The sequence below is a fragment of the Pandoraea cepalis genome, from assembly GCF_902459625.1.
In the GTDB taxonomy this organism is placed as follows: Bacteria; Pseudomonadota; Gammaproteobacteria; order Burkholderiales; family Burkholderiaceae; genus Pandoraea; species Pandoraea cepalis.
Genome location: NZ_CABPRY010000020.1, coordinates 1 through 26842 on the forward strand (window position 1 = coordinate 1; position 26842 = coordinate 26842).

31 protein-coding genes are annotated in these 26842 nt (G+C 64.8%); 12 read left to right on the forward strand and 19 right to left on the reverse strand.

The window, feature by feature from the left end:
• From PCE31107_RS22595 to fliR, 8 genes are all read left to right on the forward strand, one after another.
• On the forward strand, positions 1-890 hold an 890-nt coding region (locus tag PCE31107_RS22595; RefSeq protein ID WP_174966760.1), incomplete at its 5' end, for a flagellar hook-length control protein FliK.
• 221 nt (positions 891-1111) lie between these two features.
• Positions 1112-1546, forward strand: a complete 435-nt coding sequence (fliL, locus tag PCE31107_RS22600) for a flagellar basal body-associated protein FliL (RefSeq protein ID WP_017233648.1) — start codon at positions 1112-1114, stop codon at positions 1544-1546.
• A gap of 7 nt (positions 1547-1553) precedes the next feature.
• Positions 1554-2552 (forward strand): flagellar motor switch protein FliM, encoded by a 999-nt coding sequence (gene fliM, locus PCE31107_RS22605; RefSeq protein WP_017233647.1) that lies wholly within the window; start codon positions 1554-1556, stop codon positions 2550-2552.
• Positions 2552-2980 carry a flagellar motor switch protein FliN gene (gene fliN, locus PCE31107_RS22610; protein ID WP_017233646.1) on the forward strand — a complete coding sequence of 143 codons (429 nt, stop codon included), beginning with the start codon at positions 2552-2554 and terminating at the stop codon, positions 2978-2980. Before fliM ends, fliN begins: the two co-directional genes overlap by 1 nt.
• A complete protein-coding gene (gene fliO, locus PCE31107_RS22615) occupies positions 2977-3468 on the forward strand; it encodes a flagellar biosynthetic protein FliO (protein WP_150610735.1) in 492 nt (163 codons plus the stop codon). The genes fliN and fliO overlap by 4 nt, the downstream gene beginning before the upstream one ends.
• Entirely contained in the window at positions 3468-4262 is a 795-nt protein-coding gene (gene fliP, locus PCE31107_RS22620) for a flagellar type III secretion system pore protein FliP (RefSeq protein WP_017233645.1), read from the forward strand. Before fliO ends, fliP begins: the two co-directional genes overlap by 1 nt.
• A 14-nt stretch (positions 4263-4276) precedes the next feature.
• A complete protein-coding gene (fliQ, locus tag PCE31107_RS22625) occupies positions 4277-4546 on the forward strand; it encodes a flagellar biosynthesis protein FliQ (protein ID WP_026131892.1) in 270 nt (89 codons plus the stop codon).
• A gap of 12 nt (positions 4547-4558) precedes the next feature.
• The gene (gene fliR, locus PCE31107_RS22630; RefSeq protein ID WP_150610736.1) at positions 4559-5350 is read left to right on the forward strand and encodes a flagellar biosynthetic protein FliR; all 792 of its coding nucleotides are present in this window, start codon (positions 4559-4561) and stop codon (positions 5348-5350) included.
• A 126-nt stretch (positions 5351-5476) separates the two neighbouring features.
• Here fliR and flgL read toward each other — a convergent pair whose 3' ends face one another.
• From flgL to flgB, 11 genes are all read right to left on the reverse strand, one after another.
• A complete protein-coding gene (gene flgL, locus PCE31107_RS22635; protein WP_150610737.1) occupies positions 5477-6712 on the reverse strand; it encodes a flagellar hook-associated protein FlgL in 1236 nt (411 codons plus the stop codon).
• 16 nt (positions 6713-6728) lie between these two features.
• Positions 6729-8717, reverse strand: coding sequence for a flagellar hook-associated protein FlgK (flgK, locus tag PCE31107_RS22640; RefSeq protein WP_150610738.1), 1989 nt, complete (start codon positions 8715-8717; stop codon positions 6729-6731).
• 136 nt (positions 8718-8853) lie between these two features.
• A complete protein-coding gene (gene flgJ / locus PCE31107_RS22645; RefSeq protein ID WP_130027564.1) occupies positions 8854-9738 on the reverse strand; it encodes a flagellar assembly peptidoglycan hydrolase FlgJ in 885 nt (294 codons plus the stop codon).
• A gap of 1 nt (position 9739) precedes the next feature.
• Complete coding sequence (locus PCE31107_RS22650) at positions 9740-10915, reverse strand: flagellar basal body P-ring protein FlgI (protein ID WP_150610739.1); 1176 nt, start codon at positions 10913-10915, stop codon at positions 9740-9742.
• Positions 10915-11628: a flagellar basal body L-ring protein FlgH gene (locus tag PCE31107_RS22655; protein WP_150610740.1), complete on the reverse strand. Its 714-nt coding sequence runs from the start codon at positions 11626-11628 to the stop codon at positions 10915-10917. The genes PCE31107_RS22650 and PCE31107_RS22655 overlap by 1 nt, the downstream gene beginning before the upstream one ends.
• Before the next feature lie 39 nt (positions 11629-11667).
• Positions 11668-12450: a flagellar basal-body rod protein FlgG gene (gene flgG, locus PCE31107_RS22660; RefSeq protein ID WP_017233637.1), complete on the reverse strand. Its 783-nt coding sequence runs from the start codon at positions 12448-12450 to the stop codon at positions 11668-11670.
• A 67-nt stretch (positions 12451-12517) separates the two neighbouring features.
• A complete protein-coding gene (locus tag PCE31107_RS22665) occupies positions 12518-13261 on the reverse strand; it encodes a flagellar basal body rod protein FlgF (RefSeq protein WP_130027566.1) in 744 nt (247 codons plus the stop codon).
• 41 nt (positions 13262-13302) lie between these two features.
• Positions 13303-14559: a flagellar hook protein FlgE gene (gene flgE, locus PCE31107_RS22670; protein WP_130027567.1), complete on the reverse strand. Its 1257-nt coding sequence runs from the start codon at positions 14557-14559 to the stop codon at positions 13303-13305.
• 88 nt (positions 14560-14647) lie between these two features.
• Positions 14648-15373, reverse strand: coding sequence for a flagellar hook assembly protein FlgD (gene flgD / locus PCE31107_RS22675; RefSeq protein WP_130027568.1), 726 nt, complete (start codon positions 15371-15373; stop codon positions 14648-14650).
• 22 nt (positions 15374-15395) lie between these two features.
• On the reverse strand, positions 15396-15800 hold the full coding sequence (flgC, locus tag PCE31107_RS22680) for a flagellar basal body rod protein FlgC (RefSeq protein ID WP_017233633.1): 405 nt from the start codon (positions 15798-15800) through the stop codon (positions 15396-15398).
• Positions 15801-15805: 5 nt separating this feature from the next.
• Complete coding sequence (gene flgB / locus PCE31107_RS22685) at positions 15806-16246, reverse strand: flagellar basal body rod protein FlgB (RefSeq protein WP_165385461.1); 441 nt, start codon at positions 16244-16246, stop codon at positions 15806-15808.
• Positions 16247-16646: 400 nt separating this feature from the next.
• Between flgB and flgA the strand changes: the two genes are divergently transcribed.
• The 3 genes from flgA to PCE31107_RS22700 all read left to right on the forward strand — a co-directional run bounded on the left by flgA (position 16647) and on the right by PCE31107_RS22700 (position 18586).
• Positions 16647-17666, forward strand: coding sequence for a flagellar basal body P-ring formation chaperone FlgA (gene flgA, locus PCE31107_RS22690; protein ID WP_174966761.1), 1020 nt, complete (start codon positions 16647-16649; stop codon positions 17664-17666).
• Positions 17667-17792: 126 nt separating this feature from the next.
• The gene (gene flgM / locus PCE31107_RS22695) at positions 17793-18131 is read left to right on the forward strand and encodes a flagellar biosynthesis anti-sigma factor FlgM (protein ID WP_017233630.1); all 339 of its coding nucleotides are present in this window, start codon (positions 17793-17795) and stop codon (positions 18129-18131) included.
• Entirely contained in the window at positions 18128-18586 is a 459-nt protein-coding gene (locus PCE31107_RS22700) for a flagella synthesis protein FlgN (RefSeq protein WP_130027571.1), read from the forward strand. Before flgM ends, PCE31107_RS22700 begins: the two co-directional genes overlap by 4 nt.
• A gap of 17 nt (positions 18587-18603) precedes the next feature.
• On the opposite strand, the gene PCE31107_RS22705 is transcribed toward PCE31107_RS22700, so the two are convergent.
• Positions 18604-18930 carry a type II toxin-antitoxin system HicB family antitoxin gene (locus PCE31107_RS22705; RefSeq protein WP_130027572.1) on the reverse strand — a complete coding sequence of 109 codons (327 nt, stop codon included), beginning with the start codon at positions 18928-18930 and terminating at the stop codon, positions 18604-18606.
• On the opposite strand from PCE31107_RS22705, the gene PCE31107_RS23470 reads away from it, so the two are divergent.
• A complete protein-coding gene (locus PCE31107_RS23470) occupies positions 18923-19165 on the forward strand; it encodes a hypothetical protein (RefSeq protein ID WP_174966762.1) in 243 nt (80 codons plus the stop codon). The genes PCE31107_RS22705 and PCE31107_RS23470 overlap by 8 nt on opposite strands.
• A 140-nt stretch (positions 19166-19305) precedes the next feature.
• Here PCE31107_RS23470 and PCE31107_RS22715 read toward each other — a convergent pair whose 3' ends face one another.
• The 7 genes from PCE31107_RS22715 to cheY form a co-directional block, all read right to left on the reverse strand.
• On the reverse strand, positions 19306-20034 hold the full coding sequence (locus PCE31107_RS22715; RefSeq protein ID WP_017233626.1) for an RNA polymerase sigma factor FliA: 729 nt from the start codon (positions 20032-20034) through the stop codon (positions 19306-19308).
• Between the two features lie 37 nt (positions 20035-20071).
• Positions 20072-20947: a MinD/ParA family ATP-binding protein gene (locus tag PCE31107_RS22720; protein WP_150610742.1), complete on the reverse strand. Its 876-nt coding sequence runs from the start codon at positions 20945-20947 to the stop codon at positions 20072-20074.
• Positions 20940-22214 carry a flagellar biosynthesis GTPase FlhF gene (flhF, locus tag PCE31107_RS22725; RefSeq protein WP_017233624.1) on the reverse strand — a complete coding sequence of 425 codons (1275 nt, stop codon included), beginning with the start codon at positions 22212-22214 and terminating at the stop codon, positions 20940-20942. The genes PCE31107_RS22720 and flhF overlap by 8 nt, the downstream gene beginning before the upstream one ends.
• Entirely contained in the window at positions 22211-24316 is a 2106-nt protein-coding gene (gene flhA / locus PCE31107_RS22730) for a flagellar biosynthesis protein FlhA (RefSeq protein ID WP_150564384.1), read from the reverse strand. Before flhA ends, flhF begins: the two co-directional genes overlap by 4 nt.
• Positions 24317-24319: 3 nt before the next feature.
• The gene (gene flhB, locus PCE31107_RS22735; RefSeq protein ID WP_150610743.1) at positions 24320-25471 is read right to left on the reverse strand and encodes a flagellar biosynthesis protein FlhB; all 1152 of its coding nucleotides are present in this window, start codon (positions 25469-25471) and stop codon (positions 24320-24322) included.
• A gap of 186 nt (positions 25472-25657) precedes the next feature.
• Complete coding sequence (cheZ, locus tag PCE31107_RS22740) at positions 25658-26251, reverse strand: protein phosphatase CheZ (protein WP_051060153.1); 594 nt, start codon at positions 26249-26251, stop codon at positions 25658-25660.
• 83 nt (positions 26252-26334) lie between these two features.
• Positions 26335-26733, reverse strand: coding sequence for a chemotaxis response regulator CheY (cheY, locus tag PCE31107_RS22745; RefSeq protein ID WP_017233620.1), 399 nt, complete (start codon positions 26731-26733; stop codon positions 26335-26337).
• Positions 26734-26842: the final 109 nt, after the last annotated feature.

Sequence of the window (26842 nt, forward strand, 5' to 3'; positions counted from 1 at the left end):
CGGCGAACGGCGCGCTGCAGGCCACCGGCGCCGCGCAACTGACCGGCCAGGCGCCGGCCGACGCCAAGGCCGCGACCCCGACCGCCAACGCGGGCGCACCGGTCAACGGCACAGCGGCATCGAACGCCGACAAGACTGGCGGCCTCCCGCTCGACGCCCTGGCCAGGAACGGTACGACAACGCAGACCAATACGTCCGCACAACCGGCGGCGGCGGATGCCAAGACCGCAGCGACATCGGTCAGTGCAGACGCCCAGGCCCAACGCATGGCCGACGCGCTGGCGCAAGCGCAGGGACATCGCGACACCGCCGCGCAAGCGGCGACAGCCACCGCCACGCAGGCGGCCGCACAGCTCGCGCAAACGGCCGCGCCAGCCCTGGACGCCCAACTGCAGTTGCCGGTCCAGGCCAATCTGCCCGCCGCGCTCGCCCTGAACGCGCGCGTGGGCACGCAGGACTGGAACAACCAGCTCTCGCAGCAAGTGGTGTGGCTCTCGTCCGCGCATGCGCAGACGGCGCAATTGAGCCTGAATCCGCCCGATCTCGGCCCGCTGCACGTGGTGCTGAATGTGGCAAACGACTCGGCGCAGGCGATGTTCGTCTCGCAACACGCCGCCGTGCGCGACGCCGTGCAGGCGGCCTTGCCGCAACTGCGCGAAAGCCTCGCCAACAATGGCATTGCGCTGGGCAACGCCACCGTGAGTAGCGACAGTTCGCAGCAACAGGCCTTTGCCCAACAAGGGGCGAATGGCAACGGAAGCGGTAATGGAAGCGGCAACGGCAGCGCACGCGGCACCCCGGGCTTTGGCCAGGGCGACGACGCAGCGCTCGCCACGACCGTGAGCGTTCCGGTACGCGCAAGCAACGGTCTCGTCGACACGTTCGCCTGATCTCCCCTCGGGATCCGCGCGAACGGCGCGACCGGGCGTCGCACCGCCCTAAAGCCAGCCGGTTTTTCTGCCGTTAAGACAAAGACGCGAGTTAGACGCGATTGTCCCTTCTTTTCGGCCGATCACCCGTTGGCGGGTTGGCCGACAATCATTACCCAATAGCAGGCGAACACATGGCAAATCCCGCATCGACGCAAGCCGCGGCTCCCTCCGGAGGGAGCATGCGCAAATGGATTCTGTTGATCGTTGCGGTAGCCCTCATGGCCGCTGCCGGCGCGGCAACGGCCGTGTATTTGCTGACCGGACGCCAAGAAGCCGCGAAGGCGCCACCGCCCCCGCCGCCGCCCGTGTTCGTCAGCATGGACCCGTTCACGGTGAATCTGACGGGCGAAGACGGCGAGCGCTATCTGCATATCGGCCTCTCGCTCAAGGTGGCAGACGCCGAGACGCAAGCCCGCATCACGCAGCACATGCCCGAAGTGCGCAGCCGTGTGTTGCTGCTGTTGTCGTCCAAGCAGCCGCAGGATCTCGCCACGATCGACGGCAAGCGCCGTCTGGCGAGCGAAATCCGCACACTGGTCGCGCAGCCGTTCGCGGCCAACATGCCGCAGCAGGCCGTGGGCGAAGTGCTGTTCACCGCGTTTGTAATTCAGTGAGTGATACATGGCGCATGAGGAGTTCCTGTCGCAGGAAGAGGTCGACGCCCTTCTGAAGGGTGTCACCGGCGAACAGGATGACCGGTCGGAGTCGGAAGAGCATTCCGGCATCCGGCCATACAACATCGCGACGCAAGAGCGTATCGTGCGTGGGCGCATGCCTACACTCGAGATCATCAACGACCGCTTCTCGCGCTTGTTCCGCATTGCCCTGTTCAATTTCATGCGCCGCAGCGCCGAAATCTCGGTCAGCCCGGTGCGCGTGCAGAAGTACAGCGAGTTCATCCGCAACCTGCCGGTTCCGACCAACCTCAATCTGGTCCACATCAAGCCGCTGCGCGGCACGGCGCTGTTCGTGTTCGACCCGAACCTCGTGTTCCTCGTGGTGGACAACCTGTTCGGCGGCGACGGCCGGTTCCACACGCGCGTCGAAGGACGCGACTTCACGCAGACCGAGCAGCGCATCATCGCGCGCCTGCTCGATCTGGTGTTCGAGAACTACGGTGCGTCGTGGAAACCGGTGTATCCGGTCGAGTTCGAGTACGTGCGCGCCGAAATGCACACCCAGTTCGCCAACGTCGCCACGCCTAACGAGGTCGTGGTCACGACCACGTTCGACATCGAGTTCGGCTCGGTCGGCGGCGAATTCCATATCTGCATGCCGTACTCGATGATCGAGCCGATGCGCGACCAGCTCTCGAGCCCCCTGCAAGGCGAGACGCTCGAAGTCGACAAGCGCTGGGTGCGTCTGCTCTCGCAACAGGTGCAAGCGGCCGACGTCGAAATCGTGACCAACCTCGCGCAGTTCGACATGACGCTCTCGCAGTTGCTCAACATGCGCGTGGGCGACGTGATTCCGCTCGACGTGCCCGAGGTGCTCGAGGCCAAGGTCGACGGCGTGCCCGTGATGCAATGCAATTACGGCGTGTTCAACGGTCAATATGCGCTGCGCGTGAACCAGATGATCAACCATTCGCACAGCGATTACACGAAGGACAACGAGTGATGAGCGATACCCCTCAAACGCTTGGTGACGACGCCCAGGCCATGGCGGACGAGTGGGCCAGTGCCATGGCGGAGCAGACGGCGACCGAAGCCGCGGCACCACCGGCCGCCGCCCCCGTGTTTCAGCCCCTGGCGGCCACCGCCGGCAATCCGCCGAACGCGACGCACAACGACATCGACCTGATTCTCGACATCCCAGTCCAGATGACCGTGGAGCTGGGCCGCACGAAGATCGCCATCAAGAACCTGCTGCAACTGGCGCAGGGCTCCGTGGTGGAACTCGACGGCATGGCCGGTGAGCCGATGGACGTGCTGGTCAACGGTTGCCTCATCGCCCAGGGCGAAGTCGTGGTCGTGAACGACAAGTTCGGCATTCGCCTGACTGATATCATCACGCCATCCGAACGCATCCGAAAGCTCAACCGATGAATGCAACAAAAGTCCGCGGCACCCCCGTGGGGCGTGCCGCGGCAGCGGCCGCCCTGTTGGCCTGCCTGACGATCGCCACGGCGCACGCCCAGGGCACGGCCTCGCAGGCCGCGGCCGTACCGAGCCTTGGCGGCGCGGGCATCGTGCAAACGGGGCTGGGCCTCGTGCTGGTGCTGGCGCTGCTCTTCGGGTTGGCCTGGCTTGCCAAGCGTTTCGGGCTGCAACGCCCGCTGGGGGGCGGCAACGTGCGCGTGGTCGGCAGCGCCGCCGTGGGCCAGCGTGAACGCGTGGTCGTGGTCGAGGTCGCGGGCGACTGGATCGTGCTGGGGGTTGCGCCCGGTCAGGTGCGCAGCCTGCATGTGATCGATGCGGATCGTGTCGCCGATATGCCCGCCGCGCCCACCGTTGCCCATCCGGGCGCGCAGGCCAACCGCGCCGCACAAGCGTTTGCGCAAAAATTGCGCGAAACGATGAAAAAGGATTCCTGATGGCGCGCGGTTTGCGGTTGACCGGGCCATCGCCTCGCCAAGCGGGTTGGGCACTCGGCATCACGCTGGGACTGGCGCTCGCCTGCCTCGCCCTGCCGGGCACCGCCCTGGCACAGGCCACGCTGCCCGCGTTCACCACGACCCCGGCGCCCGGCGGCGGACAGACCTACTCGCTGTCCGTGCAGACGATGTTGCTGCTCACATCGCTGGGCTTCCTGCCCGCGATGCTGCTGATGATGACCGCCTTCACGCGCATCATCATCGTGCTCTCGCTGCTGCGCCATGCCATCGGCGTCACCACGTCGCCGCCGAACCAGATTCTGATCGGCCTGGCGCTGTTTCTGACCTTCTTCGTCATGTCGCCGGTGTTCGACAAGGCTTACACCGACGCCTACCAGCCGTTCGCCGCGAACAAGATCAGCTTCGAGCAGGCCATCGACACCGGCGCCAAACCGTTCCACGCGTTCATGCTCAAGCAGACGCGTGAAGCCGACCTCGCACTCTTCGCCAAGCTCGCCAAGACCCCGCCGATGAACGGCCCCGAAGACGTGCCGATGCGCATTCTCGTACCCGCCTTCGCCACAAGCGAACTGAAGACGGCCTTTCAGATCGGTTTCACGATCTTCATCCCGTTCCTGATCATCGACCTGGTGGTCGCGAGCGTGTTGATGTCGATGGGCATGATGATGGTGTCGCCCTCCACGGTATCGCTGCCGTTCAAGCTGATGCTGTTCGTGGTGGTCGATGGCTGGCAACTGCTGCTGGGCTCGCTCGCCCAGAGCTTCACCATGTAGCGCAGGAACGCGAGATGACTCCGGAAACCGTCATGGCGCTGGCCCATCAGGCAATGCAGGTCACCCTGCTGCTCGCCGCGCCGCTGCTGCTCGTCGCGCTCGTCTCGGGTCTGCTCGTGAGCCTGTTCCAGGCCGCCACGCAGATCAATGAAATGACGCTGTCGTTCATTCCGAAGCTGCTGGCCGTGTTCGCCACCCTGGTGATCGCCGGCCCCTGGATGCTCAACCTGATGGTCGACTACATGCGCCAGTTGCTCACCGGCATTCCCGGCCTCGTCGGGTAAGCCGCGCCCGCGTTGATCAGCTTCACTTACGAACAACTCTCGGGCGTCATTGCGGCGTTCCTGTTTCCATTCGTGCGCCTGCTGGCGCTCTCGATGAGCGCCCCCCTGTTCGGCGACGCCGCCGTGCCCGGCACGGTCAAGATCGGCCTCGCGGGCATTGTCTCGCTGGCGCTCTCCCCGGTGCTCGGCCCCATGCCCGCCGCCTCGCCGTTCTCGTGGGAGGGACTCTGGATTCTCGTGCAGCAGGTGATGATCGGCGCGGCGCTGGGGTGGTGCATGCAGATCGTGTTCTCCGCCATCAGCATGGCGGGCGACTTCGTCGGCTTGCAGATGGGGCTGTCGTTCGCCACGCTGCTCACGCCGAACAGCGACGGCAGCACCGCCGTGCTCGGCATGCTGCTCAATGTCGTGGCCATGCTCGTGTTCCTCGCCACCAATGGGCATCTGGTGATGTTCGCCACGCTGGTGCAGAGCTTCACGGTATTGCCGGTTTCCGCCGTACCGCTCTCCAGCGTGGGCTGGCACTATCTCGCCATGCTGGGCGGCCAGCTCTTCATGCTCGCGCTCATGCTCTCGCTGCCGCTCGTGGCCGCGCTGCTCATCTGCAACCTGGCGCTGGGCATTCTGAATCGCGCGGCGCCGCAGCTCAACATCTTCGCCGTCGGCTTTCCGCTCACGCTGGGCGTGGGGCTGGTGGTGATCGAGTTGATGATGCCGCGCATTGCGCCGGTGATGGACCACTTCATCGCCATCGGCATCGACATGATGATCCGCACGACCGCGGCCTTCGTCCCGAAACCCTGAACACCGCGCGCGAGCGACGTCGCAACGCCCCCCAAATGACATTGGGCCGCCCGGCAATCCCGGGCGGCCCAATGTCTTTCCTGCGGTCCTGACTTGTGCGGCGCGGGCAATGTCCCGCGCAACCGCTCAGAGCAGACTGAACAGCGAGAGCTTCTGCGTCTGCAGGAAGCTCTGCTGCGATGCCTGCAACGCGGCCTGCAACTGCGAGAACTTGGTTACCGACGAGTTCCAGTCCACGTCGAGCAGATCGCCCAACTGCGACTGATAATTCAGCGAATTGGTGTCGCCGATGTTGTTGAGCGCCGAGAGTTCGTTCATGCGGGAGCCCGTGGTCGTGCGAATCGTCGTGACGTTGTCGTACGTGTTGCTGAACATCTGGCCGAACGTGGTCAGCGCGTTGTCCAGGTTCGCCTGGCCCGTGCCGTTCGTGCTGCTGACCGGCGTCTTGAGCGTGTTGATCAGCGCCTGCAGGTTGTCGAACATGTTCGTGCTGCCCATGGTGGCCGGTTGCACGGTGTACGTGTCGCCCGTGGCCGGCGCGCCGGAGAACGTCACCGCCTTGCCGCCGAACGAGATCGGCTGGCCGGCGGTGTAGACGCCCGTCACGTCCGGCACGGTCGTATCCGTCTGATCCTTGACCGTGTAGTTGGTCGTGGGCGGCGTGGTCGTGTTGTCAATCGCGAAGCTGATCTGATATTGATGGTTCGCGCCCGCGGCCGCCACGTTGGTCGTGGAGACAGTGGAATACGTGGCGGTGCCCTGATTGGCGGCGTTTCCGCTGATCAGCGTGCCCGACGTACCGCCCTGCACACTTTCGAAGACGCTCGATCCCACGTCGTTGATTGCGATCTGACGGTTCGGACTCACCTGCACGTAGCGCACGCCGGAGTCGCCCGTGTATGACGCCCCCGTGGCCGATGTCATGTACGCCGCGGTGTTGCCCTTGAAGCCTGAGAACAGATACTGGCCGTTGGCATCGGTGGTGTTCGCCAGCGAGAGCAATTGCTGAAAGCTCGATTGCAGGTCGCTCGCGATGGTCGATCGGTCCTTGTCGTTGAGCGAGGCGTCGCCCGCCGACACGACTTGCGACATCACGTGCTGCAACGCGTTGATGACGCTGCCGAAGGTCGAGTCCTCGAGCTGCAACTGAGTGTTCGCGGACTGGCGGTTCGCCGCGTACTGCGTGTTCATGGCGTTGTCCTGCGACACGGCCACCGCCTGCGCCGAGGCAATCGGGTCGTCGCTCGGCGTGGTCACGCGCTTGCCCGACGAGAGTTGCGCCTGAACGTTGAGCAGATCGGAGGTGTTCTGGCTCATCGAGCGCATCCCCTGATCGTAAATCATGTTGGTGCTGATCCGCATCGCGATGCCCCTGCGCTTAATTGACGATCTGGAGGATGGTGCTGAACAACGTCGACGCGGTCTGAATCACCTTCGAATTGGCCTGGTAGAGCTGTTGGTACTTGATCAGGTTCGCCGCTTCTTCGTCGAGGTTCACGCCAGAGTTGGACTGCTGTGCCGTCTGCGTCTGTTGCAACAGTGTCTGCTGCGCCGCGCTGGTCGACTTGTACGTATTCGTGGTCGAGCCGACAAACGAGACCAGGCTCGCGTAGGCGGTCGCATAGCTCTGCGCGCCCCCCACCTTGGTCGTGTCGTTCTGCAGCGCCGACAGCGCCAGACCATTGCGGTTGTCGGTCACCGCGCCAGACGTATTCGGCGAAATGGTAAACGTGTCGCCATTGGACGGCGTGCCGCTCAGGTTGACCGTCATGCCGCTCATCGTGATCTTCGCCCCCGTGGCGGCGTTGTACGGCACGGTGGCGCCGGCGGCATACGAGGTCGTCACGCCGTTGACCGAAACCGTCATCGGCGACGGGGCGACGAGCGTCAGTGCGCCGGTCACAGGGTCCTTGGTGAACGTGAAGTTGACCGGTGCGCTCAGCACGTTCGACAGATAGTTGGCGTCCACGCTGCCCTGATCGACTTTGAGCGAGCCGCTATTGGTGCTGGGGGTCGAAGCGAGGATCGGCGCGGCCAGGGCGATCTTGCCCGGATCGGTGATGGACACACCGATGTTCTGCGCGGCGTTGCGCGTGGGCTGGATCGCGAAGCTGTCGCCGGCGACCATACCGGAGGTGGTGACCGAGAAGCCGTCGCCGAATGCCGCGCCGCTGGTGTCCTGAAAGTTCAGCGGGGTGCTCGGCGTGGCGGGCGCCCCCGCCGTCCACTTGGCACCGTCGCTCTGGCGCGTGAGTGTATAGGTGGTGCCGTCGAAGCTCACCGAGTAGTCGCTCGCGGTCACCTTCGAGGCGTCGGTGATGCTGGCGTTGAGCGTGGCCGCGTTCGAATTGCCGGTATTCGCGATGATCGTCGGATTGGGCACCGTGAAGAAGTTGCCGCCCATCTGACCGTAAAGATCCATCCCCAACTGGTTCTGCGCGTTGAACGTGCCGGCCAGCGACATGGCGATCTGGCCGAGCGAGTTTTGCGCCTGCGTGAGCGCGCCGCTGCGGAACGACAACAGGCCGGCGAGCGAGCCGCCGCTGATCGACGACTCCGGAATCGCGACCTTCGTGCCGTTGCCGGAGACGTAGGCCACGGTCATTTGCGACGGATCGCTGGTCGAAGGCACCGTCGTCATCTGATAGGCCGAGTTGCCCGATACCAGCGACTGGCCATTGCCGACGAAGACGTTGTACGACCCGTTGGTGTCCTTGACGACGTTCGTCTGCACGATGGCGTTCAGGCTTGCGACGGCCTGATCGCGCTGGTCGAGCAAGTCGTTCGGCATCGTATGGGTGCCATTGCCCTGCGCCTGCAGAATCGCGTCGTTAAGGCTGGCGATCTGCTTGGCGTAGGTGTTGATCTGCGTGGTCGCCTGGGTGATGTTGCCGTTCACGGCGGTGCGCAGCGACGACAGCGTGCCCGAGAGCGACTGGAACATGCTCGTGAGGGTCTGCGCCGACGAAATCACCGTCGCCCGCGTGGCCGAGTTGTTCGGCGCGGTCACGATCGTCTGCAGGTTCGTGAAGAACGTGGACATCGAGGCCGACAGGCCGGTCGTGGAGCTACCCAGCGCATTGTTGATCTGCGAGATCTGCTGGTAGTAGGTGTTGAGCTGGCTGTACTGCGTCTGCGCCTGGTTGACCTGGTTCGACAGGAACTGGTCGTACACGCGCGACACATCGCTCACCAGCACGCCCTGGCCGATGTAGCCCACACCGGCGAACTGGCTGTCCGCCTGAGTGTAGTCGACAACCTGGCGGTTGTATCCGGCCGTCCCCGAGTTGGAGATGTTGTTGCCGGTGGTGTTCAGGGCGAACTGGGAGGCGTTCAGCCCGCTCATGCCAATATTGATTAGGCTCATGATCTCGCGGCTTGAATGGAGGGTGCGCCCCACGGCGGAAAGCCCGTTCGCGCACCGTTACCCATGTGTTTACGGCAGCCCGCCGGCAAAATTGAGGCCGACGCGCCCGAGGATGTCCCGTCGACGCCCGCGCCGGTCAGGCGAAGTGCTTCATGATCTTCATCAGCTTGCTGGCGTACTGCGGATCGGTCGCATAGCCCGCGCGCTGAAGATTGGTGGCGAAGCTCGCGGCGTCGTTGGCGCTCGCCACGACCGACGCGTAGCGCGGATTGTTCGAAATCAGGTTGGCGTAGTCGGCGAACGCCTCGTCATACGAGCGATAGGCGCGGAACTTGGCCATCACCTTGCGCGGCTGGCCGTTCACATACTCGGTCGTGGCGACCTCCACCGTCGGACCGGTCCAGTGCTTGCCCGCCTTGATGCCGAAGACGTTGAAGCTCGTGCTGCCGTCGCTGCGACGGATCTCGCGCTTGCCCCAGCCGGATTCGAGCGCCGCCTGGCCGAGCATGAAGCGCGCCGGAATACCGCTGCTGGCGCTGGCGCTCTGGGCGGCCGTGGCCATGCGCTCGACGAAATCGCCCGCAGCGGCGGGAGCCCCTTCGGCCACGCCGATGGCATCCGCGGCGTTGTAGGCGCGGCCCTGCAACGGCTGCTGGCGCCCCATCGCCGCAGGTGGCAGCGTGGTGCCGGTCTGGGCAAGCTGCTTGAGCATCAGGTCGGCCAAGCCGATGCCCTTGTTCGACGTGAGCTGCTGCGCGAGCTGGCTGTCGAGCATGCCGGTGAACATCTTTTCCTGATCGCTGCCGAGCAGGCCGCCGGACATCGTGGCGTCGCGCATGCTCTTCATCATCATCTGCGTGAACACGGCCTCGAACTGCTTGGCCGCCTGCTGCGTGGCCTGCGGCGTTTGCTGGTGCGCGGCCGCACGCAAGGCCGAGAGGCCCTGCATGTCGTAAGTGGCGCGTTGCGTCAGGTCGGGCAAGGCATTGCCCGCGCCCGTGAGTCGAGAGCCGTCGGCCATATCAGATGATCTCCAGATCGGCGCGCAGCGCGCCCGCGGCCTTCATGGCCTGCAGAATCGACATCAGGTCGGCCGGGGTTGCGCCGAGCGAGTTGAGCGCCTTGACGACGTCGGCCAGGTTCGCGCCCGCCTTGAGCATCCTGAGCGCGTTGTTCTCCTGTTGAACGGAGATTTGCGAATTCGGCGCCACCACCGTCTGACCGCCCGAGAATGGCGCGGGCTGGCTCACGTTGTTTTGCGTGTCGATGACGACCGACAGATTGCCGTGGGCGATCGCGCACTGCTGGATCGTCACGTTCTGGTTCATCACGACGGAACCGGTGCGCGCGTTGATGATCACGCGCGCGGCCGTGTTGTCGGGGTGCACGTCCACACTTTCGAGCTGGGCGAGGAACTGCACACGGCCCGACGGATCGCTCGGCGTGCGCAACAGAATCACGCGGCCGTCCAGCGCCTGCGCGGTGCCGTAGCCGAAGCGGCGGTTCACGGCATCGACCACGCGTTGCGCGGTCGAGAAATCGGTCACGTTCAATTCCATCTGCACCGTGCCCTGTTGACCGCCCATCGCGGTCGGCACGGCGCGCTCGACGATGGCGCCGCTCGGAATCCGGCCCGAGGCCAACTGGTTGACCGTCACGCTCGACCCATTGGCCGACGCGCCCGCGCCGCCCACGAGCAGGTTGCCCTGCGCCAGCGCGTAGACCTGCCCGTCCGGCCCCTTGAGGGGGGTCATGAGCAACGTGCCACCCCGCAGGCTCTTGGCATTGCCCATCGAGGAGACCACCACGTCGATGGCCTGCCCGGGACGCGTGAACGCGGGCAGCGTGGCCGTCACCATCACCGCGGCCACGTTCTTCAACTGCATGTTGGTGCCTGGCGCGACGGTAATGCCCAACTGCGAGAGCATGTTGGTCATGCTCTGCACGGTAAACGGGGTTTGCGTGGTCTGGTCGCCTGAATTGTCGAGGCCCGCGACCAGACCGTAGCCGATCAGCTGGTTGTCGCGCACGCCCTGAATCGAGGCCAGCTCCTTGAGACGTTCGGCGCGAGCCACGCCCGGACACAGCAGCATGGCGGCCGCGCCCGCCACGACCAGCGTGGTGACAAAGCGGTGAAGGCCCTGGCGAAGGTGGCGCAAGGACGGCGCGCGGCGCGACGGGGACGGCATGATCGACATCAGAATGGCGAAATATTAAGGAAGAAGCGCTGCAGCCAGCCCATGGTTTCGGCTTCGTTGATGTAGCCCTTGCCACGGTATTCGATGCGCGCATCGGCCACCTGCGTCGAAGGCACGGTATTCGCGCCCGAGATCGTCTGTGGGCTGACCACGCCCGAGAACTTGATGTACTCCGTGCCCTGGTTGATCGCGATCTGCTTCTCGCCGGCCACCGCCAGGTTGCCGTTCGAAAGCACTTCCATCACGGTCACGGTGATCTGGCCCGAGAACACGTTGTTCGCATTGGCCGCGCCCTTGGCGTCGAACTTGTTGCCACCGCTCGCGTTCAGGCCCTGATTGTTGAGCACGCCACCGACCACCCCCGGCACCTGGGTGAGCGTGAGCGAACCGCTGCCCGCGCGGGTGGTGTTGGCCGCCGAGTTCTTGCTCGCCGCCGTGTTTTCGTTGATGACGATCGTGAGAATGTCGCCGACGTTGCGCGGACGACGGTCTTCGAACAGCGGACGGTTCGAGTAAAGCGGGCGGTAGATCGACCCTTCAGGATCGGCCGACATCGGCGGGGGCGGCGGGCGCGTGGTCGTCGGCCCGTTCACCACCGGTTCCTGTGGGATGTAAGCGCAGCCCGCCAGACCGCTCAACGCGGCGACGGCCGCCAGCGCCAGAAACCGGGCGAGGCCTGCGCCGCGATGCTTAACGGTCGTTTGAGCTGACATTTCGACGTTCATTCTTTGGGGCTTTCTGCGGCGCACCGCTTACATCTGCGTCAGGCGCTGCAGCATCTGGTCGGATGCCGTGACCGCCTTCGAATTGATTTCATAGGCGCGCTGCGCCTGAATCATGTTCACCAGCTCTTCGACCACGTTCACGTTCGACGTTTCGACGTAGTTCTGGTTGAGCACACCCGCGCCGTTGGTGCCCGGCTGTGCGACGTTCGGCGCGCCGGAGGCGGCCGTCTCGGCGTACAGGTTCTCGCCCAGGCTTTGCAAACCGGCGTTGTTGATGAACGTGGCGAGCTGGAACGTACCGATCTGCACGTTGGCCGTGTTGCCCGGCTGCGTGACCGAGACCGTACCGTCGCGCGCGATGGTCAGCGAGAGCGCGTTCGCCGGAATCGTGATGGCCGGCTGCACCGGATAGCCCGACGCCGTCACGAGCTGGCCGTTGTTGTCGACCTGGAACGAGCCGTCGCGCGTGTAGGCGGTCGTGCCGTCCGGCATGAGCACCTGGAAGAAACCGTCGCCGTTGATGGCGACGTCCTTGGCGTTGCTCGTCTGCGTCAGGTTGCCCTGCGTGAAGATGCGCTCGGTCGCGGCCGGGCGCACACCCGTGCCCAGTTGCAGGCCCGAAGGCAGCAAGGTCTGCTGCGACGACTGGGCGCCGGGCTGGCGCAGCGTCTGGTACAGCAGATCCTCGAACACCGCACGGCCCTTCTTGAAGCCGTTCGTGCTGGTGTTGGCGAGGTTGTTCGAAATCACGTCCATGTTCGTCTGCTGGGCGTTCATGCCGGTAGCAGCGATGTAGAGCGAACGGATCATGTGGTGTTTCTCCCCGTGTACGGTCGCGGCGCGCGGGTCCCCTCGGATCCGGCGCGCCACACGGCCGTTAGCTGAAGTTCAGCAACTGGTTGGCGGATTGTTCGTTGGTGTCGGCCGTCTGCAGCATCTTCATCTGCATCTCGAAGGCCCGCGACTGCGAAATCATGTTCACCAGGCCAGTGACCGGATTGACGTTGCTGTTCTCGATCGCTCCCGCCACGACGACGACGTTCGGATCGACCTGCGCCGGCGCGTTGTTCGCCGTGCGGAACAGCCCGTCGTCGCCTCGCACCAGATTGTTCTCGGGCGGATTGACCAACTTCAGTTGGCCCATCACGGCAATGGAGTTGGGCGGATCGCCCTGCCCCAGCGCCGAGATCGTGCCGTCGGTGCCGATGCTCACCGCCGCGCCCGGCGGCACGGCGGCCGGCCCGGCGTCGGTCATGACCGGCAGCCCGTGCAGCGTGAGTTGCCCGTCGGCCGTCATCTCGAGGTTGCCGCCGCGCGTGTAGGCTTCGCGGCCCTGCGCATCGCGCACGGCGAGCCAGCCCTGACCCTGGATGGCCACGTCGAGCGGGCGGCCCGTTTGCTGCATCGCGCCGGGCGTGAAGTCGGTACCCGGCGTGGACGTGGCGACAAAGGTCCGCGTGCCGGTCGTGCCGTCTGGCGCGCGCACCGGCGCCTGACGAAACGCCGCGAGCTGGGCGCGAAAACCCGGCGTCGAGACGTTCGCGAGATTGTTGGCGGTGGTCGACTGCTGCTCCATCGCCTGCTTCGCGCCGGTCATGGCGATATAGATCAGACGATCCATCGACGGCCCCCGTGCAAGTTATGCATGTCCTCGGATCCGCCTTACAGGTTGACCATGGTCTGCATCAACTGGTCTTCCGTCTTGATCGTCTGCGCGCTGGCCTGGTAGTTGCGCTGCGCGGTGATCATGTGAACCAGTTCTGCCGTCAGGTCGACGTTCGACGCTTCGACGGCGCCCGACTGCAGCTTGCCGAGGTTCGTGCCGCCCGGCACGCCGACGATCGGAATGCCCGACGCGGCCGACTCTTGCCAGAGGTTGTTGCCCTGCGGGATCAGCCCCTGCACGTTGTTGAAGTTCGCCAACGCCACCTGTCCCAGCGCCATCGACTGGGTGTTCGAGTACGTGCCGACGATCGTGCCGTCGGCGCTGAACGTGAACCCGGTCAGTCGGCCCGACGTATAGCCGTTCTGCGTCAGGTTGTTCGGCGAGTAGGTGTTTCCGTATTGCGTGGTGCCCGACATGTCGAGCGTCATGCTGGCGCTCGACGCACCGTTACCGTAGTTGATCGTCGGCAGCGTGATCGGGCCCGTCACGGCGGCGCCGGTCGAGTCGGTCTGCGACACGAGGCTGCCGGCCGAGTTGAACGTCAGCGTGCCGATCGGACCGGCACCCACCTGGGTCGTGCCGTCGGTCGAGGCGTACACCGACCACGTGGCATTGTTGGTCACGGCGTTCACGCTCGACTTCACGAAGTACAGGTTCACGTCGTGGGAATTGCCCAGCGAGTCGTAGACCTTGAGCGACGTGGCGTTCGTGTATGAGTTCGGGTCGGTAATCGAGAACGCCGTCGTATTGACCGCGCTGCGCGAGTCGAGGTTGAACTGAGCGGTGATCTTGGATGTGGCCGTCGGCGACAGGTCGCCCGTCGGGATGCGCAGATCGACCGGCGAGACGCTGTTGATGATGCCGGTCGGGCCGGCCAGATAGCCGGTCAAGCGGTCGCCGTTCGTGTCGACGATGTAGCCGTTCTTGTCGAGTGAAAACTGACCGTTGCGCGTGTAGGCAATGGCGCCATTGTTCGACATGCGGAAGAAGCCGTTACCCGACACGGCCAGATCGAGCTGACGATTCGTGACGGTGATGTCGCCCTGCGTGAACTGCTGGGCAATGCCCGCCACACGCGTGCCGATGCCCACCGTGTTGTTGCCCGCGCCGTACAGCGAGTTGGCGTAGATGTCGGCAAATTGTGCCTCACCCTGCTTGAAACCGACGGTGGCCGCGTTGGCAACGTTGTTGCCGATGACGTCCAGGTCTTTGGAGGCGGCGTTCAGGCCGCTCAGTCCGGTCGAAAAGGCCATGTGGATACTCCTGAAATTCGGTGGTCGACGACGTCTGTCGCAATGGAAACGGTTAAAGGCTTAAGCCGTGCGGGGTCGATGGGGCCAGTTACAGGATTTCGCGCACATCGGAGAGCTTGACGTTCGAGCCCGTCCCCACGTTGAGCAGCGGCGCGCCGGTCGTGCTGGCCACCACGCTTTGCACCTGCGCGTACGAGAGCAGCGTCGGCGTCACGGCCTTGCCGTTAGCCGCGGCAGTCACCGCGACCGTGTACTTGCCATCAGCCACGGCGGTGCCCGCGTCGTCCTTGGCGTCCCACGTAAGGGCCTGCACGCCAGCGTCGAGCGCGCCCGCGTTGACCGTGCGTACGACCTTGCCCGTGCTGTCCTTGATCTGGATCGTCACCGTGTCGGCGTCGCTCGGCAGTTCGAAGCCGAACGGGGTGGCGGTCTTCGTGACCGTGCCGTCCGTGGCCGTGGTGCTGCCTACCCCGACGCTGCTGCCCGGAATCAGCACGCCCTTGCCCACGAGCGCCGAGGCTTGCAGGCTTTGCGTCGAGTTGAGCTGCGAGGTCACCGAAGAGAGCGTGGTATTCAACTGGGTGATGCCCGAGACCGTGCTGATCTGCGCGAGCTGCGAAGTCACCTGCGAGTTGTCCATCGGATTGAGCGGATCCTGATTGTTCATCTGCGCAACGAGCAGCTTCAGGAAACTGCCTTGCAGGTCGTTTGCGCTCCCGGCGGACGAACTGGAGCTGCTGCTGGCGGTGCCGTTGATCGAGTCGAGGAACGTCTGGGATAAGTTCGCGGCGTTCGACGTATTGATACTTGCCATCTTCTGGTCTCCGCGCGGCCCCTTACTGGCCGACCGTGAGGGTTTTGAGCATCAGCGTCTTGGCGGTGTTGAGCGCCTCGACGTTGGCCTGATAAGAGCGGGAAGCGGAGATCATGTTGACCATCTCCTCCACCGGATTCACGTTGGGCATGGTGACGTAGCCCTGGGCATTGGCCGCTGGGTTTTTCGGGTCGTACACCGTCTTGAGCGGCGACGAATCCTCGACCACGCCGGCCACTTTCACGCCGCCGACGTTGCTGCCCTCGACCGGGTTGACCTGGAACACGACCTGCTTGGCGCGATACGGCTGACCGTCCGGCCCCGTCACCGACTCGGCGTTGGCGAGATTGCTCGCCGTCACGTTCATGCGCTGCGACTGCGCAGTCATGGCCGATCCGGCGACATCGAAGATGCTCATCAGCGGCATGGCGCTTACCCTTGACTTGTAATGGCGGCCAGCATCGTCTTGATCTGGCTGGACAGGACCGTGAGGCCCGTTTGGTAATGCACGGCGTTGTCGGCGAAGTTCACACGCTCGGCATCGAGTTCGACGGTGTTGCCGTCGATACTTTGTTGGTACGGCACGCGATACAGCAGCTCAGGACCGCCCATCGGCGGGGCCATGCTCACGCCGCGCCCGGCGATGTGGCGCGACGAGGTGCGCGAGAGCGAAACACTCGATTCGGCCGCCAGTTGTTGCTGTGCGCCGCGCTCGACCGCCTGGTTCAACGCGTTGTTGAAATCGACATCGCGCGCCTTGTATCCCGGCGTGTCCGCGTTGGCGATGTTCGACGAGATCACCTCCTGGCGGTAGGCGCGCATGGCCAGCGCCTGCTGAGAAAATCGCAATGCCGCGTCCAGTTTGTCCATGATCTCGTCTCGCCCGATGCTTGCCTTGATGCGGGTAGTGCACAAGAAGCCTGGCCGTCTCGTCACCAGGGGACGTCCGCTCAGCACTGATGGCGGGTCTCGCAGCGGTTCGCAGACGGCATGTCCTGCCGGGGTCCGGAAAAAGCGCGGACCTTTTGGCATGCTTTGCATCGTATGCGTACCCCTCGGGATTCAATCGGGGGAATAGGCAGGACATTGACCGCCATTTCGGGCCATGCCCCGGTTGGCGACATCTCTAGAATGGCTTCCTGACGGCATCGGGCGGGGTTCGCCCCCCAGGCATCGGAACGCTGCCCGGTGCCGTCGGCTTCACGGCGCGGCGCAGGGCGTGCGCCAGCCACCCGGCACACCGCTCGGGTGCCGCGTACGAAGGAGAGTGAGCATGGCAGGCAAATTCGGCGGCGGTCTCGCCAGTGCCCCCCGCGCGCGCAGCGCGCTGCGGCAGGGCGTTCGCACGTGCGTGCGATCCGGCCTGCTCGCCGTCGCCCTGAGTCTGACGAGTCTCGCTGTGCCGGGTCTTGCGCGGGCCGCCTCGCCTGCCGCAGGTGTCGCCACCGACCCGGCCGCGCAGCATCTGGGCAACACACTCGGCCCCGGCGCCGTGGTCATTCCCGGCAACAATGCCGCAGCGGGCGGTATCGTGTCGAATGTGTCGAACGCGGCCCGGAATGTGGCGGCGACGGTCACAACGGCGAATGCCAATTCGAATGTCGGGGTGGCGGCCGCGGCGCAAGTCCCCGAGGCCGCCGGCGCCGCCGTTCAGTCCCAGTTCCAGAACACCGAAGTCATCCGTCAGACGGCCGAACGTTTCCTGCGCGAGCAGACGACAGGGTTGCCGGGACGTGTGAGCTTGACGGTGGGTGACGCCGTTTCAAATCGGATGCCGGCCTGCGCCGCCCTCGAACCCTTTCTGCCGCCGGGCGCGCGCCTGTGGGGGTCGACGACCGTCGGCGTGCGCTGCGCGGGCGAGCGTCCCTGGACGCTCTACCTTCAGGCCCGCGTGAGCATCACCGCCACGTATTTCGTTGCCGCGCGTCAGATCAACCCGGGCGAAGCCATCGGGCCGAACGATCTGTCACCGCGTCAGGGCGATCTCACCTTGCTGCCGCGCACAGTGGCGACCGATGCCGGTCAGATCATCGGCACGGTGGCGGTGAACCGGATCACGTCTGGCCTGCCGATCCGTTCGGATCTGCTGCGCAGCGCGATCGCCGTCCAGCAGGGACAAACCGTGCGCGTCGTCTCGCGCGGCTCGGGCTTCGAGGTGAGTACCGAAGGACAGGTGCTGTCGCGTGCCAGCGCCGGCGATCCCGTTCAGGTGCGCACCCGCGCCGGTCAGCTCGTCAGTGGGACCGTCAAGACCGGCAAGAATGGGAGCGTTGAAGTGGAAGTTGCCCTGTAAGCTAACACTCACTACGGGTTAGAATTCACTGAAATCGGTCGGTCGCAGGATCGGGTAACAGGATGTAACTTACCTAAAGTTGCGCCCGGCGATGCCGTTACACAGGCAGGTTTCAGGGGAAAGCATATGAAAATCGAACCACCCGCCAATCCGTTGACTGGTGTCGGTCCGGGCAAGGCGCCGACCGACCGGACGACTGCCGCCACGGCGAGCGCCGAAGGCACGAACGCGTCTGTCGCCAGCACGGGCAGCGGCGCGAACGTGAGCGCGAGCGCGCTGTCGTCGGAGATGCGCGCCTTACAGGCCGCGCTGGCGAAGACGGGATCTGCCGATATTGACGTGGCCAAGGTGGCCGCGATCAAGCAGGCCATCTCCGAAGGAAAGCTCGTCATTGATCCCAGCAAGATTGCGGACGGCCTCATTGCGACCGCGCGCGATCTGCTTTCCACGCAATCGAAGTCATGACCACTGACGCCCTGCTGAAAACTCTCGCCGCCGAAACGAACGCCATTCGCGCGTTTTCGACGCTGCTTCTCGAGGAACAGCAGGCATTGGTCAATGGCATGCTCGACGCGCTGCCGGAGTTGACCGAGCGCAAGACGCAAGCCGTGACCGACCTCGCGGCCCTTGGGCGCGAACGCGACACCGAGCTGGAAGCCTTGGGCTATCGTCCGGACGAGTCGGGCGCCACGGCGGCGGCCGCTGCCGACACCGGCATCGACGCCGCGTGGAAGGCGCTGCTGGATGCAGCGATCGAAGCCAAGCGTGCCAATGAAACGAATGGCGTGCTGATTCGCACACGTCTGACCTACACGCAGCAGGCGTTGAACGTGTTGTACGGTCCGCAACAGAACGCCCCGCTCTACGGCCCCGATGGCCGCACCGCCCCGCGATCGAGCGGCGGCAGCGTTACGGCCTGACTACGGCTTGACGCGATCTAATTCGCCGCAAGCTTAAGACTCGCCAGCCGATTCAGGCTGACCCCCAGTTCTGCCGCTTCGATGACCAATGCGCGATGTAGCGTTGGCGGGATGCGCACGCGAAATTCACCGCTGTAACGATGCTCGGCCAGTGGTTCCGGCACCGTTTCCCCATTCGCCTGCAAATCGGCGACTACCTCCGTCACCACCTTCCGGATACCGTCCAACGCCCCTTCCGGCGTCGCATCGAGCCAGGACAACGATGGGAATTCGGCACACAGCCCGACGTGTTCACCATCTTCCGGCGACCAGGTCAGACGGTAGGTGTAATGATTAATGTTCATGATCTCGGCCCTCGAATTTGCAGATGGCATTCAAGACCTGGCGCACCTGATAAACCTTCGCCATGCCTCCCGAATTCTGCAAATTGATGCGAGGATTCCCATGCCATGGCGTTTTGAAGAGGGTGTGACTGCCCGACCGGCGCGTCGCGCCAAAGTAGGCGTCGCAGAGAAACACCGACTTGGCAAATCGCACATTGACAGGTTCGCGAGCTATCTTGGCGAGAAGTTTGGATGAGGACGGCACGCCAGAATGGTGCCAATAATAGCACCATTCATTCAAGGCCGATTTGTCCGAAAAGATGGGGTCTTGCCGCGCTCAAACGCAAAAAAGCCCTCGGAAGCGAATGTCCGAGGGCTTGGCTAAATGGGTGTGGCTTAACTCGCCGAGGTCCAAGCCTTCTCACGCAACGTTGTGCGCAGGCGCGAGATCGCCTGGCTATGCAACTGGCAGACGCGCGATTCGCTCACTTCCAGCACCGCGCCGATCTCGCGCAGATTCAAGCCCTGGTCGTAATACAGGCTCATGAGCAACTTCTCGCGCTCCGGCAGCCGATCGATCGCATCGATCACGCCGCCGCGCAGGCCTTCGTCGAGCAACATCGTCAGCGGATCGGCGCCCGGATTCGCACAGATCCGGTCGATAAACGGCTCTTCGTCCGCCGAATCGAAATCCTCGTAATAGACCAGCTGGCAGCCATGCACGTCCTGCAGCATCTGCTGATATTCGGCCAGACCGATCGACAGCTCGCCCGCGATCTCGCTCTCCGACGGCCCCCGGCCCAACCGTTGCTCCAGTCGCTGCACCGCCTTCTCGATCTGACGCGCCGTCTTGCGAATGCCGCGCGACGCCCAATCCAGCTCGCGCAACTCGTCGAGCATCGCACCACGAATGCGCTGGCTCGCGTAGGTTTCGAACTGCGCGCCCTGCGTCTCCTGATACCGGTTCGCCGCATCGAGCAGCCCGAGCATGCCCGCCTGAATCAGATCTTCCAATTCCACGCTCGCCGGCAGCTTCGCCATCAGTTGCAGCGCCAAACGACGCACCAACGGCGCGTATTGCGTCAGCGTGTCGTTCGTGTCGACCTTCCCGCTCGCGGTATACATGTTTCCCTCCGCTTCCTCTCGACGCGTGCCGTGTCGCTCAGGCCGTGTGTGCGCTCACCGCGCCCACGCCAAGCGTTATGTCGTTGCCGCGCTCGCCGCCGATGTCACCCACCCCGGCGCCCAGCGCGGCCAGCCCCGTCTCTCGCACAGCCAATGGCCAATGCATCACCTGCGCCGCCAATTGCCGATACGCCACCGCCGCCGGCGCCATCGGGAACGCATCGACCACGGTGCGCGTCAATTGCCGCGCGCGCACGACCTGCCGATCCATCGGCACATGGCCCGCCAGCTCCAGCGACACCGCCAGATAACGGCTCGCCGTCGTGGCCAGATTGCGGCACACCACGCGCGCCTCCACGTCCTCCGCCCGATTCACCAGCACCCGGAACTGCGCCAACGCATACTCGAAATGCGCCTGCTTGATCCACGAATACGCCCCCGTGATCGACGCCGGCTCGCACCCCAGTACCACCAGCACATCGTGCGCGTGCGCCGCGAGCGGACTGAGCACCGCCCCGGCGTGCGTGCAATCGATCACCACGACGTCGGGCTCGCCGGTCGTCAACAGCGGCAGCGCACGCAACGGATCAATGCGTTCGGGATGCCGATGCGCCACGGGCACCACCACCACGTTGTCGCGCGTGTGCACGCGAATCGCCTCGGGCGACACGCGTCCGGCCAGCACGTCGTGAATGTCGCCGCGCAGCGGCAGACCGAGCGCCGGCGCCGCATGGCCGCTCTCGTCGGCCAGCACGACATCCTGACCGTGATGCGCCAGGGCGCTGGCCAGATTCAGCGCGGCACTCGTCTGACCCGCTTCAGGCGCACTCCCCACCACCGCGACGATGCGCGTGGCGTGACGCGCCACGAGCCGGCGCAGACCTTCCGCTTGATCGAGTACGAGCTTAACCAAAGCAAGCCTCGCCTGAGGGTTGTGCGGGCGCGAACAGCCCGCTGTATTGGGGGTCGACGCCGCGCACCACGGCCGGCAGGTCTTCTTCGGCCGGCACGAACGGCGAGCCCGTGACCGGCGCGGAAAGTGCGGTGTCGATCAGGAACGGCTTGTCGGCCACGTGCAGGTTCTCCGGCACACGCTGTCCCGTGGACACATAATGCACCGGCAATCGGTGGCGAATCACCGTATCGAGCACCGACCCGAGATTGGTCGATTCGTCGAGTTTCGTGAGAATGCACCCTGCCAGATCGCCACCGCCTTGCGCGCTCGCGCTGCGGTAGGCGTGTACCACCTCGTTGAGCGTATCGCCATGGCTCGTGGCGTTGAGCAGCAACAGACGCTGCACCGGCGTCTCGGCGCCGCACAACATCGCCACCTGCTCCGGCACCGTACGGTCTCGCTGGCTCATGCCCACCGTGTCGATCAGCACCATGTGCTTGTTGCGCAATTCGGTCAGCGCCAGACGCAGGTCCGTGGCATCTTTTACCGCATGCACCGTCACGCCGAGAATCTTGCCGTAAATGCGCAGTTGCTCGTGCCCGCCGATACGATAGCTGTCGGTCGTGAGCAGCGCGAGCTTCTCCGCGCCGTGCCGCATCACGCAGCGCGCCGCAAGCTTGGCCGTCGTGGTGGTCTTGCCCACCCCGGTCGGCCCCATCAGCGCATACACGCCACCGCGGTCCATCAGTTCGTCTTCGTTCGGCATGACGGGCAGATTGCGCGTCAGCGCGCGCTTCACCCATGCCAAGCCGCTCTCCAGATCGCCGCCCTCCGGCAGATGTTCGAGCAGCGCCCGGCCCAGTTGCGCCGAGAACCCGGCGGCGAGCAGCGTGCGCAGAATCTCGCCCTGCGCCGGGGAACGACGTTGCTTGTCGTTCCAGACCAGCCCGGCGACCTGCTCTTCCAGCAAGCCGCGCATGCTCTGAAGTTCATCCATCATGGTTTGAGCAAACGCGCTCGTTGCCCCGGCATCGTGGGCCGCCGCGATCGGCGCGCCAGTGACGGCAGCGACCGGGGCGACAGGCACCGCCGGGCGTGGACGCGGCCGGTGGGTCGGCATGTCGCCGCCCGCGAGCGCGTCAAGATCCTCTTCCGCCAACGCGACGATTTCCACGCCATTGGCGACCGAACGATTGGACAACACGACCGCATCGGGTCCGATTTCCTCGCGAATCTGGCGCAGTGCATCGCGGCACGTGCCCGCAAAGAATTTCCGAATCTTCACCCTTGACCTCCGATGAGTGCCGTCATTTTCACATTCCGTGTATCAGGCACTTCCGCATACGACAAAACCTTGAGCTGCGGCAGGCTGCGGCGCAAGAAGCGCGAGAGCAGCGAACGCAGCGGATGTTGGACCAGCAGTACCGACGGCAGGCCCTGACGCTCCTGACGTGCCACGGCGGCCTGCGTTTCCCGCAGCAACGTGTCCGCGAGACCCGGCTCCAGCCCCGTGCCACCGCCTGCCGACAACGCCTGCGTAAGAATTCGTTCGAGATTGGCGTCGAGCCCCACCACCTCGAGATCGCCACTTCCCGGGAACACGCTTTGCGTGATCGCGCGGCCGAGCGCCAGGCGCACCAGCGCCGTGAGGTCGTGGGCGTCCTGTACGCGCGCGCCGTGTTCGGCGAGCGTATCGATGATCGTGCGCATGTCGCGAATCGGCACCTGCTCCTCGAGCAGGTTCTGCAAGACTTTCTGCAACGTGGTGAGCGCGATCGTCTTCGGTACCAGATCTTCGATGAGCTTGGGCGCGTCCTTGCCGATGCGCTCGATGAGCTGCTGCACTTCCTGACGGCCCAGCAACTCGTGCGCGTGGGCATTGATCAGGTGGTTCAGATGGGTGGCGACCACCGTCCCGGCATCGACCACCGTGTAGCCATACGCCTGGGCCTGATCGCGCTGACCGACATCGATCCACGTCGCCGGCAAGCCGAAGGCCGGATCGCGCGTGGGCGTGCCCTGCAGTGGTGCGCTGACCTGCCCCGGATCGATGGCGAGCAGTTGTCCCGGATACGCTTCGCCTTCGCCGATGACCACGCCCTTGAGCGTGATGCGGTACTGGTTCGGACGCAGCTCCAGGTTGTCGCGAATGTGCACCACCGGTGCGAGAAAACCGATTTCCTGGGCGAATTTCTTGCGGATGCCCTTGATGCGCTTGAGCAATTCGCCGTCCTGATTGCGGTCGACGAGCGGAATCAGCCGATAGCCGACTTCCAGTCCGAGCGGGTCGACGAGCGCCACGTCGTCCCACGACGCTTCGGCCACTTCGGCCGGCGCGCTGGACGCCACGGGGGTCGGACGCGCGGCCTGTTGCTTCTCGGCCTCGGCGCGACGGAACTGATAGCGAGCGAGCGCCCCCAGCCCCAAGGCCAGCAGCAGAAAGGCGAAGTGCGGCATGCCCGGAATCAAGCCCATCAGACCGAGAATCGCCGCCGTGATCCCCAGCACGCGCGGATTGCTGAACAGTTGCGAGACGACCTGCTGGCCGATGTCTTCATCGGTGGCCACGCGCGAGACGACCACACCGGCGGCCGTCGAGATCACCAGCGCGGGGATCTGCGCGACGAGACCGTCGCCAATGGTCAGCAGCGTGTAGTTCTTCGCCGCCATGCCGATATCCAGCCCGTGCTGGGCCACGCCGACGATCAGCCCGCCGACGATGTTGATGATCATGATGAGCAGACCGGCGACCGCATCGCCGCGCACGAACTTCGATGCGCCGTCCATCGAGCCGTAGAAGTCGGCTTCCTGGGCGATCACCGAGCGACGCTTGCGCGCCTCCTCCTCGCCGATCAGTCCGGCGTTCAGGTCGGCGTCGATGGCCATTTGCTTGCCCGGCATCGCGTCGAGGGTGAAGCGCGCGCCGACTTCGGCGATGCGCCCGGCGCCCTTCGTGATCACCATGAAGTTGATGACCACGAGGATGATGAACACCACGATACCGACCGCGTAGTTACCCCCCACCAGGAAGTGGCCGAACGCCTCGATCACCTTGCCGGCGGCGTCCGGCCCGGTATGGCCTTCGAGCAGCACCACGCGGGTGGACGCCACGTTCAGCGACAGACGCAGCAACGTGGAGAACAGCAGCACGCTCGGGAACGCCGCGAAGTCGAGCGGCTTTTGCGTGTACATGCTCACGAGCAGCACCATCACCGCCAACGCGATATTGAACGTGAAGAGCAGATCCAGGATGAACGGCGGCAACGGCAGGATCATCATGCCCAGAATCATGATGATCAGCACCGGCGCGGCGAGTGACTTCAGATTGCCGCCGAGGAGCAGTTGCGACGAGCGCAGTAGCTGGTTCGCGCGAGGATTGAGGTTCATTCGTTACACTCGTTTCGACCCGGCGCGCCGCGGCGCGTCGAGTTCGGCCGGCACCGGCAGATCCGACGGGGTGACGGGCGCGGCGCCCCCCTCGGTGCGCCAGCGGCGAAGCTGGAAGACCCACGCCAGCACTTCGGCCACGGCCGTGTAAAGCGTCGCTGGAATTTCCTGACCGATATCCACGTGCGCGTGTAGAGCCCGTGCCAGCGGCGGAGCTTCGAGAATCGGAATGTGGTGCTCGGCGCCCATCTCGCGGATGCGCTGCGCGACGAGATCCGTGCCCTTGGCCAGCACGCGCGGCGCGGTCATGTTTTCCTTGTATTCGAGCGCGACGGCAAAGTGCGTCGGGTTGGTCACGATCACGTCGGCCTTGGGCACGTCCTGCATCATGCGACGGCGCGCCGTCTGGCGCTGCAACTGGCGGATGTGCGCCTTGAGATGCGGATCGCCTTCGCTTTCCTTGTTTTCCTGCCGCACTTCCTCTTTGGTCATGCGCAGCTTCTTGTAGTGCTGCCAGAGCTGGAAGGGAACGTCGATGGCCGCCACCAGCATCAGCGATGCCACGATGAACGCACAGCACACCGCGATCAACTCGCCCACATACGGCAAGGCCGCGCGGGGCGACTGCGTCATCAGCCCCATGACTGCGTCGCGGTCGCGCGCAATCGCCCAGTAGGCCACGGCGCCGACGAGCAGCGTCTTGGCCACCGCCTTGACGAGTTCGACCAGCCCCTGCACGGAAAACATGCGGCCCAGCCCCTTGAGCGGGTTCAGGCGGCCGAAGTTGGGCGCGAGCGACTGGGTGGTGAAGAGCCAACCGCCCAGTGCCATCGGAGCGACGATCGCCGCGAGCACCAGCACACCGAGCAGCGGGGCAATGGCGATGAGCGCGTCGGCGCCCGAGCGGGCGGCATAGGAGAGCATGCGGTGGGTGTCGAGGGCGGTGCCCGGCTCGAACTGCATCCCGTGGCGCATCAGTTGGGCGAAGCCTTGCGAGATGCGGTCAGCCGTCATCCACAGGCCGGCCACCCCGGCCGCCAGCAAGGCGAACGTGGACAGTTCCCGCGAACGCGCAACCTGCCCTTCCTCGCGCGCCTTTTCAAGGCGCCGGGGAGACGCAGGTTCCGTCTTTTCGAGATCGCTATCCTCAGCCATGCCTTATCCACTGCGGGCGGACGAAGCCACCCTATCGCGACCGATTATGGCCGTAACCGTCAAGTCACAAAGGGGGGAATAGAGGCGGGATTGGGCGGTATTTCGCGCCGGCGTCCGGCAAAGGTCGGAAACGCCGTCAAAAAGCGACGCCCCGGCAGCCCGTCGACGGGCCGGCGGGGCGAATCCTCAGAAGCCGAGGCTGGCGAGCAGGTCGTCGACCTGCCCTTGATCGGACACGATATCGGTGCGGCCGTCGGTCTTGACCTGCGGCCCGTTGAGCAGCGAGTCTTCGGCTTCCTTGCGCTTCTCGGGCGGCATGTTTTCGAGCAGCGTCTGCAACAGGTGCTTCTCGATCTCCTGCACGACATCCATGATCTTCTTGATGACCTGCCCGGTCAGATCCTGGAAGTCCTGCGCCATCATGATTTCCATCAGATGGTGGTTGGTCGCGCGCGTGTCGTCCGGTACCCGGCGCAGATACGTGCGCGTCTCCACGACCAGCTTGCGGGCATCGTCGAGTTCGAGCGGCTCGTCGAACCACTTGGCCCAGCGTTCGTCGAGTGCGTTGGCGTCCGCTTCGAGACGATCCTGAAGGGGCTTGGCCAGCTCGATGGCCGTGAGCGCCCGCACCGCCGCCTGCTCGGTCAGGGTGGCGACATAGTTCAGGCGGTCGCGCGCGTCGGGAATCGCCTCGGCCGCCTGCTCGAGTTGCTTGTCCAGCCCGAGTTCGCGCAGGTTGTCACGCAGCATGCGCGTCAGCTGCCCAACGCGCATGAGCATGCGCGCGGACGGGTCCGCTTCGCCGGTCACGTAAGCGCCGTTGGGCTCACCCGGCCATTCAGTGCTCGCCTCGTGGGTCACGCTCACGCCCCTGTCTTAACCATTTTCTCGAAGATCTTGCCCAGCTTTTCATCGAGCGTCGCGGCCGTAAACGGCTTGACCACATACCCGCTCGCCCCGGCCTGGGCGGCCGCGATAATGTTTTCCTTCTTCGCTTCGGCCGTGACCATGAGCACCGGCAGCTTTGCGAGGTTCGGATCGGCTCGGATCTGCTGAAGCATCGTCAGGCCATCCATGTTCGGCATGTTCCAATCCGAGACCACGAATTCGAAGCTGCCGCCACGCAGCTTGGCCAGCGCCGCCGCACCGTCTTCCGCCTCGTCGACATTGGAGAAGCCCAGCTCCTTGAGCAGGTTTCTTACAATCCGGCGCATCGTCGGAAAATCGTCGACGACCAGGAATTTCAAGTTCTTGTCTACCATCATTACTCCAATTCAGCCGGCGCCCCGCGGGGGCCGGCGATATTCATGGGCAGATTTCGCCACCACTCGGTGCCCCAAGTGTGTCCGCAAATCGACGCGACGCATACGG

Excerpts from the sequence above, each read along its gene's own strand:
- flgC (WP_017233633.1), bottom strand. The coding sequence starts at position 15,800 with ATGCCGCTGATGAGCATCTTCGATGTCGCCGGATCGGCCATGACTGCG.
- PCE31107_RS22655 (WP_150610740.1), bottom strand. The coding sequence starts at position 11,628 with ATGTCAGCTCAAACGACCGTTAAGCATCGCGGCGCAGGCCTCGCCCGG.
- PCE31107_RS22665 (WP_130027566.1), bottom strand. The coding sequence starts at position 13,261 with ATGGATCGTCTGATCTATATCGCCATGACCGGCGCGAAGCAGGCGATG.
- flhB (WP_150610743.1), bottom strand. The coding sequence starts at position 25,471 with ATGGCTGAGGATAGCGATCTCGAAAAGACGGAACCTGCGTCTCCCCGG.
- flgJ (WP_130027564.1), bottom strand. The coding sequence starts at position 9,738 with ATGGCCGACGGCTCTCGACTCACGGGCGCGGGCAATGCCTTGCCCGAC.
- PCE31107_RS23470 (WP_174966762.1), top strand. The coding sequence starts at position 18,923 with ATGTTCATGATCTCGGCCCTCGAATTTGCAGATGGCATTCAAGACCTG.
- flgL (WP_150610737.1), bottom strand. The coding sequence starts at position 6,712 with ATGCGGATCAGCACCAACATGATTTACGATCAGGGGATGCGCTCGATG.
- fliL (WP_017233648.1), top strand. The coding sequence starts at position 1,112 with ATGCGCAAATGGATTCTGTTGATCGTTGCGGTAGCCCTCATGGCCGCT.
- fliQ (WP_026131892.1), top strand. The coding sequence starts at position 4,277 with ATGACTCCGGAAACCGTCATGGCGCTGGCCCATCAGGCAATGCAGGTC.
- cheZ (WP_051060153.1), bottom strand. The coding sequence starts at position 26,251 with ATGCTCATGCGCGTTGGGCAGCTGACGCGCATGCTGCGTGACAACCTG.
- cheY (WP_017233620.1), bottom strand. The coding sequence starts at position 26,733 with ATGGTAGACAAGAACTTGAAATTCCTGGTCGTCGACGATTTTCCGACG.
- fliN (WP_017233646.1), top strand. The coding sequence starts at position 2,552 with ATGAGCGATACCCCTCAAACGCTTGGTGACGACGCCCAGGCCATGGCG.
- flgG (WP_017233637.1), bottom strand. The coding sequence starts at position 12,450 with ATGATCCGTTCGCTCTACATCGCTGCTACCGGCATGAACGCCCAGCAG.
- flgM (WP_017233630.1), top strand. The coding sequence starts at position 17,793 with ATGAAAATCGAACCACCCGCCAATCCGTTGACTGGTGTCGGTCCGGGC.
- PCE31107_RS22700 (WP_130027571.1), top strand. The coding sequence starts at position 18,128 with ATGACCACTGACGCCCTGCTGAAAACTCTCGCCGCCGAAACGAACGCC.
- flgD (WP_130027568.1), bottom strand. The coding sequence starts at position 15,373 with ATGGCAAGTATCAATACGTCGAACGCCGCGAACTTATCCCAGACGTTC.
- flgA (WP_174966761.1), top strand. The coding sequence starts at position 16,647 with ATGGCAGGCAAATTCGGCGGCGGTCTCGCCAGTGCCCCCCGCGCGCGC.
- PCE31107_RS22705 (WP_130027572.1), bottom strand. The coding sequence starts at position 18,930 with ATGAACATTAATCATTACACCTACCGTCTGACCTGGTCGCCGGAAGAT.
- fliO (WP_150610735.1), top strand. The coding sequence starts at position 2,977 with ATGAATGCAACAAAAGTCCGCGGCACCCCCGTGGGGCGTGCCGCGGCA.
- fliM (WP_017233647.1), top strand. The coding sequence starts at position 1,554 with ATGGCGCATGAGGAGTTCCTGTCGCAGGAAGAGGTCGACGCCCTTCTG.
- PCE31107_RS22715 (WP_017233626.1), bottom strand. The coding sequence starts at position 20,034 with ATGTATACCGCGAGCGGGAAGGTCGACACGAACGACACGCTGACGCAA.
- PCE31107_RS22650 (WP_150610739.1), bottom strand. The coding sequence starts at position 10,915 with ATGTCGATCATGCCGTCCCCGTCGCGCCGCGCGCCGTCCTTGCGCCAC.
- flgK (WP_150610738.1), bottom strand. The coding sequence starts at position 8,717 with ATGAGCCTAATCAATATTGGCATGAGCGGGCTGAACGCCTCCCAGTTC.
- flgE (WP_130027567.1), bottom strand. The coding sequence starts at position 14,559 with ATGGCCTTTTCGACCGGACTGAGCGGCCTGAACGCCGCCTCCAAAGAC.
- fliP (WP_017233645.1), top strand. The coding sequence starts at position 3,468 with ATGGCGCGCGGTTTGCGGTTGACCGGGCCATCGCCTCGCCAAGCGGGT.
- flhA (WP_150564384.1), bottom strand. The coding sequence starts at position 24,316 with ATGAACCTCAATCCTCGCGCGAACCAGCTACTGCGCTCGTCGCAACTG.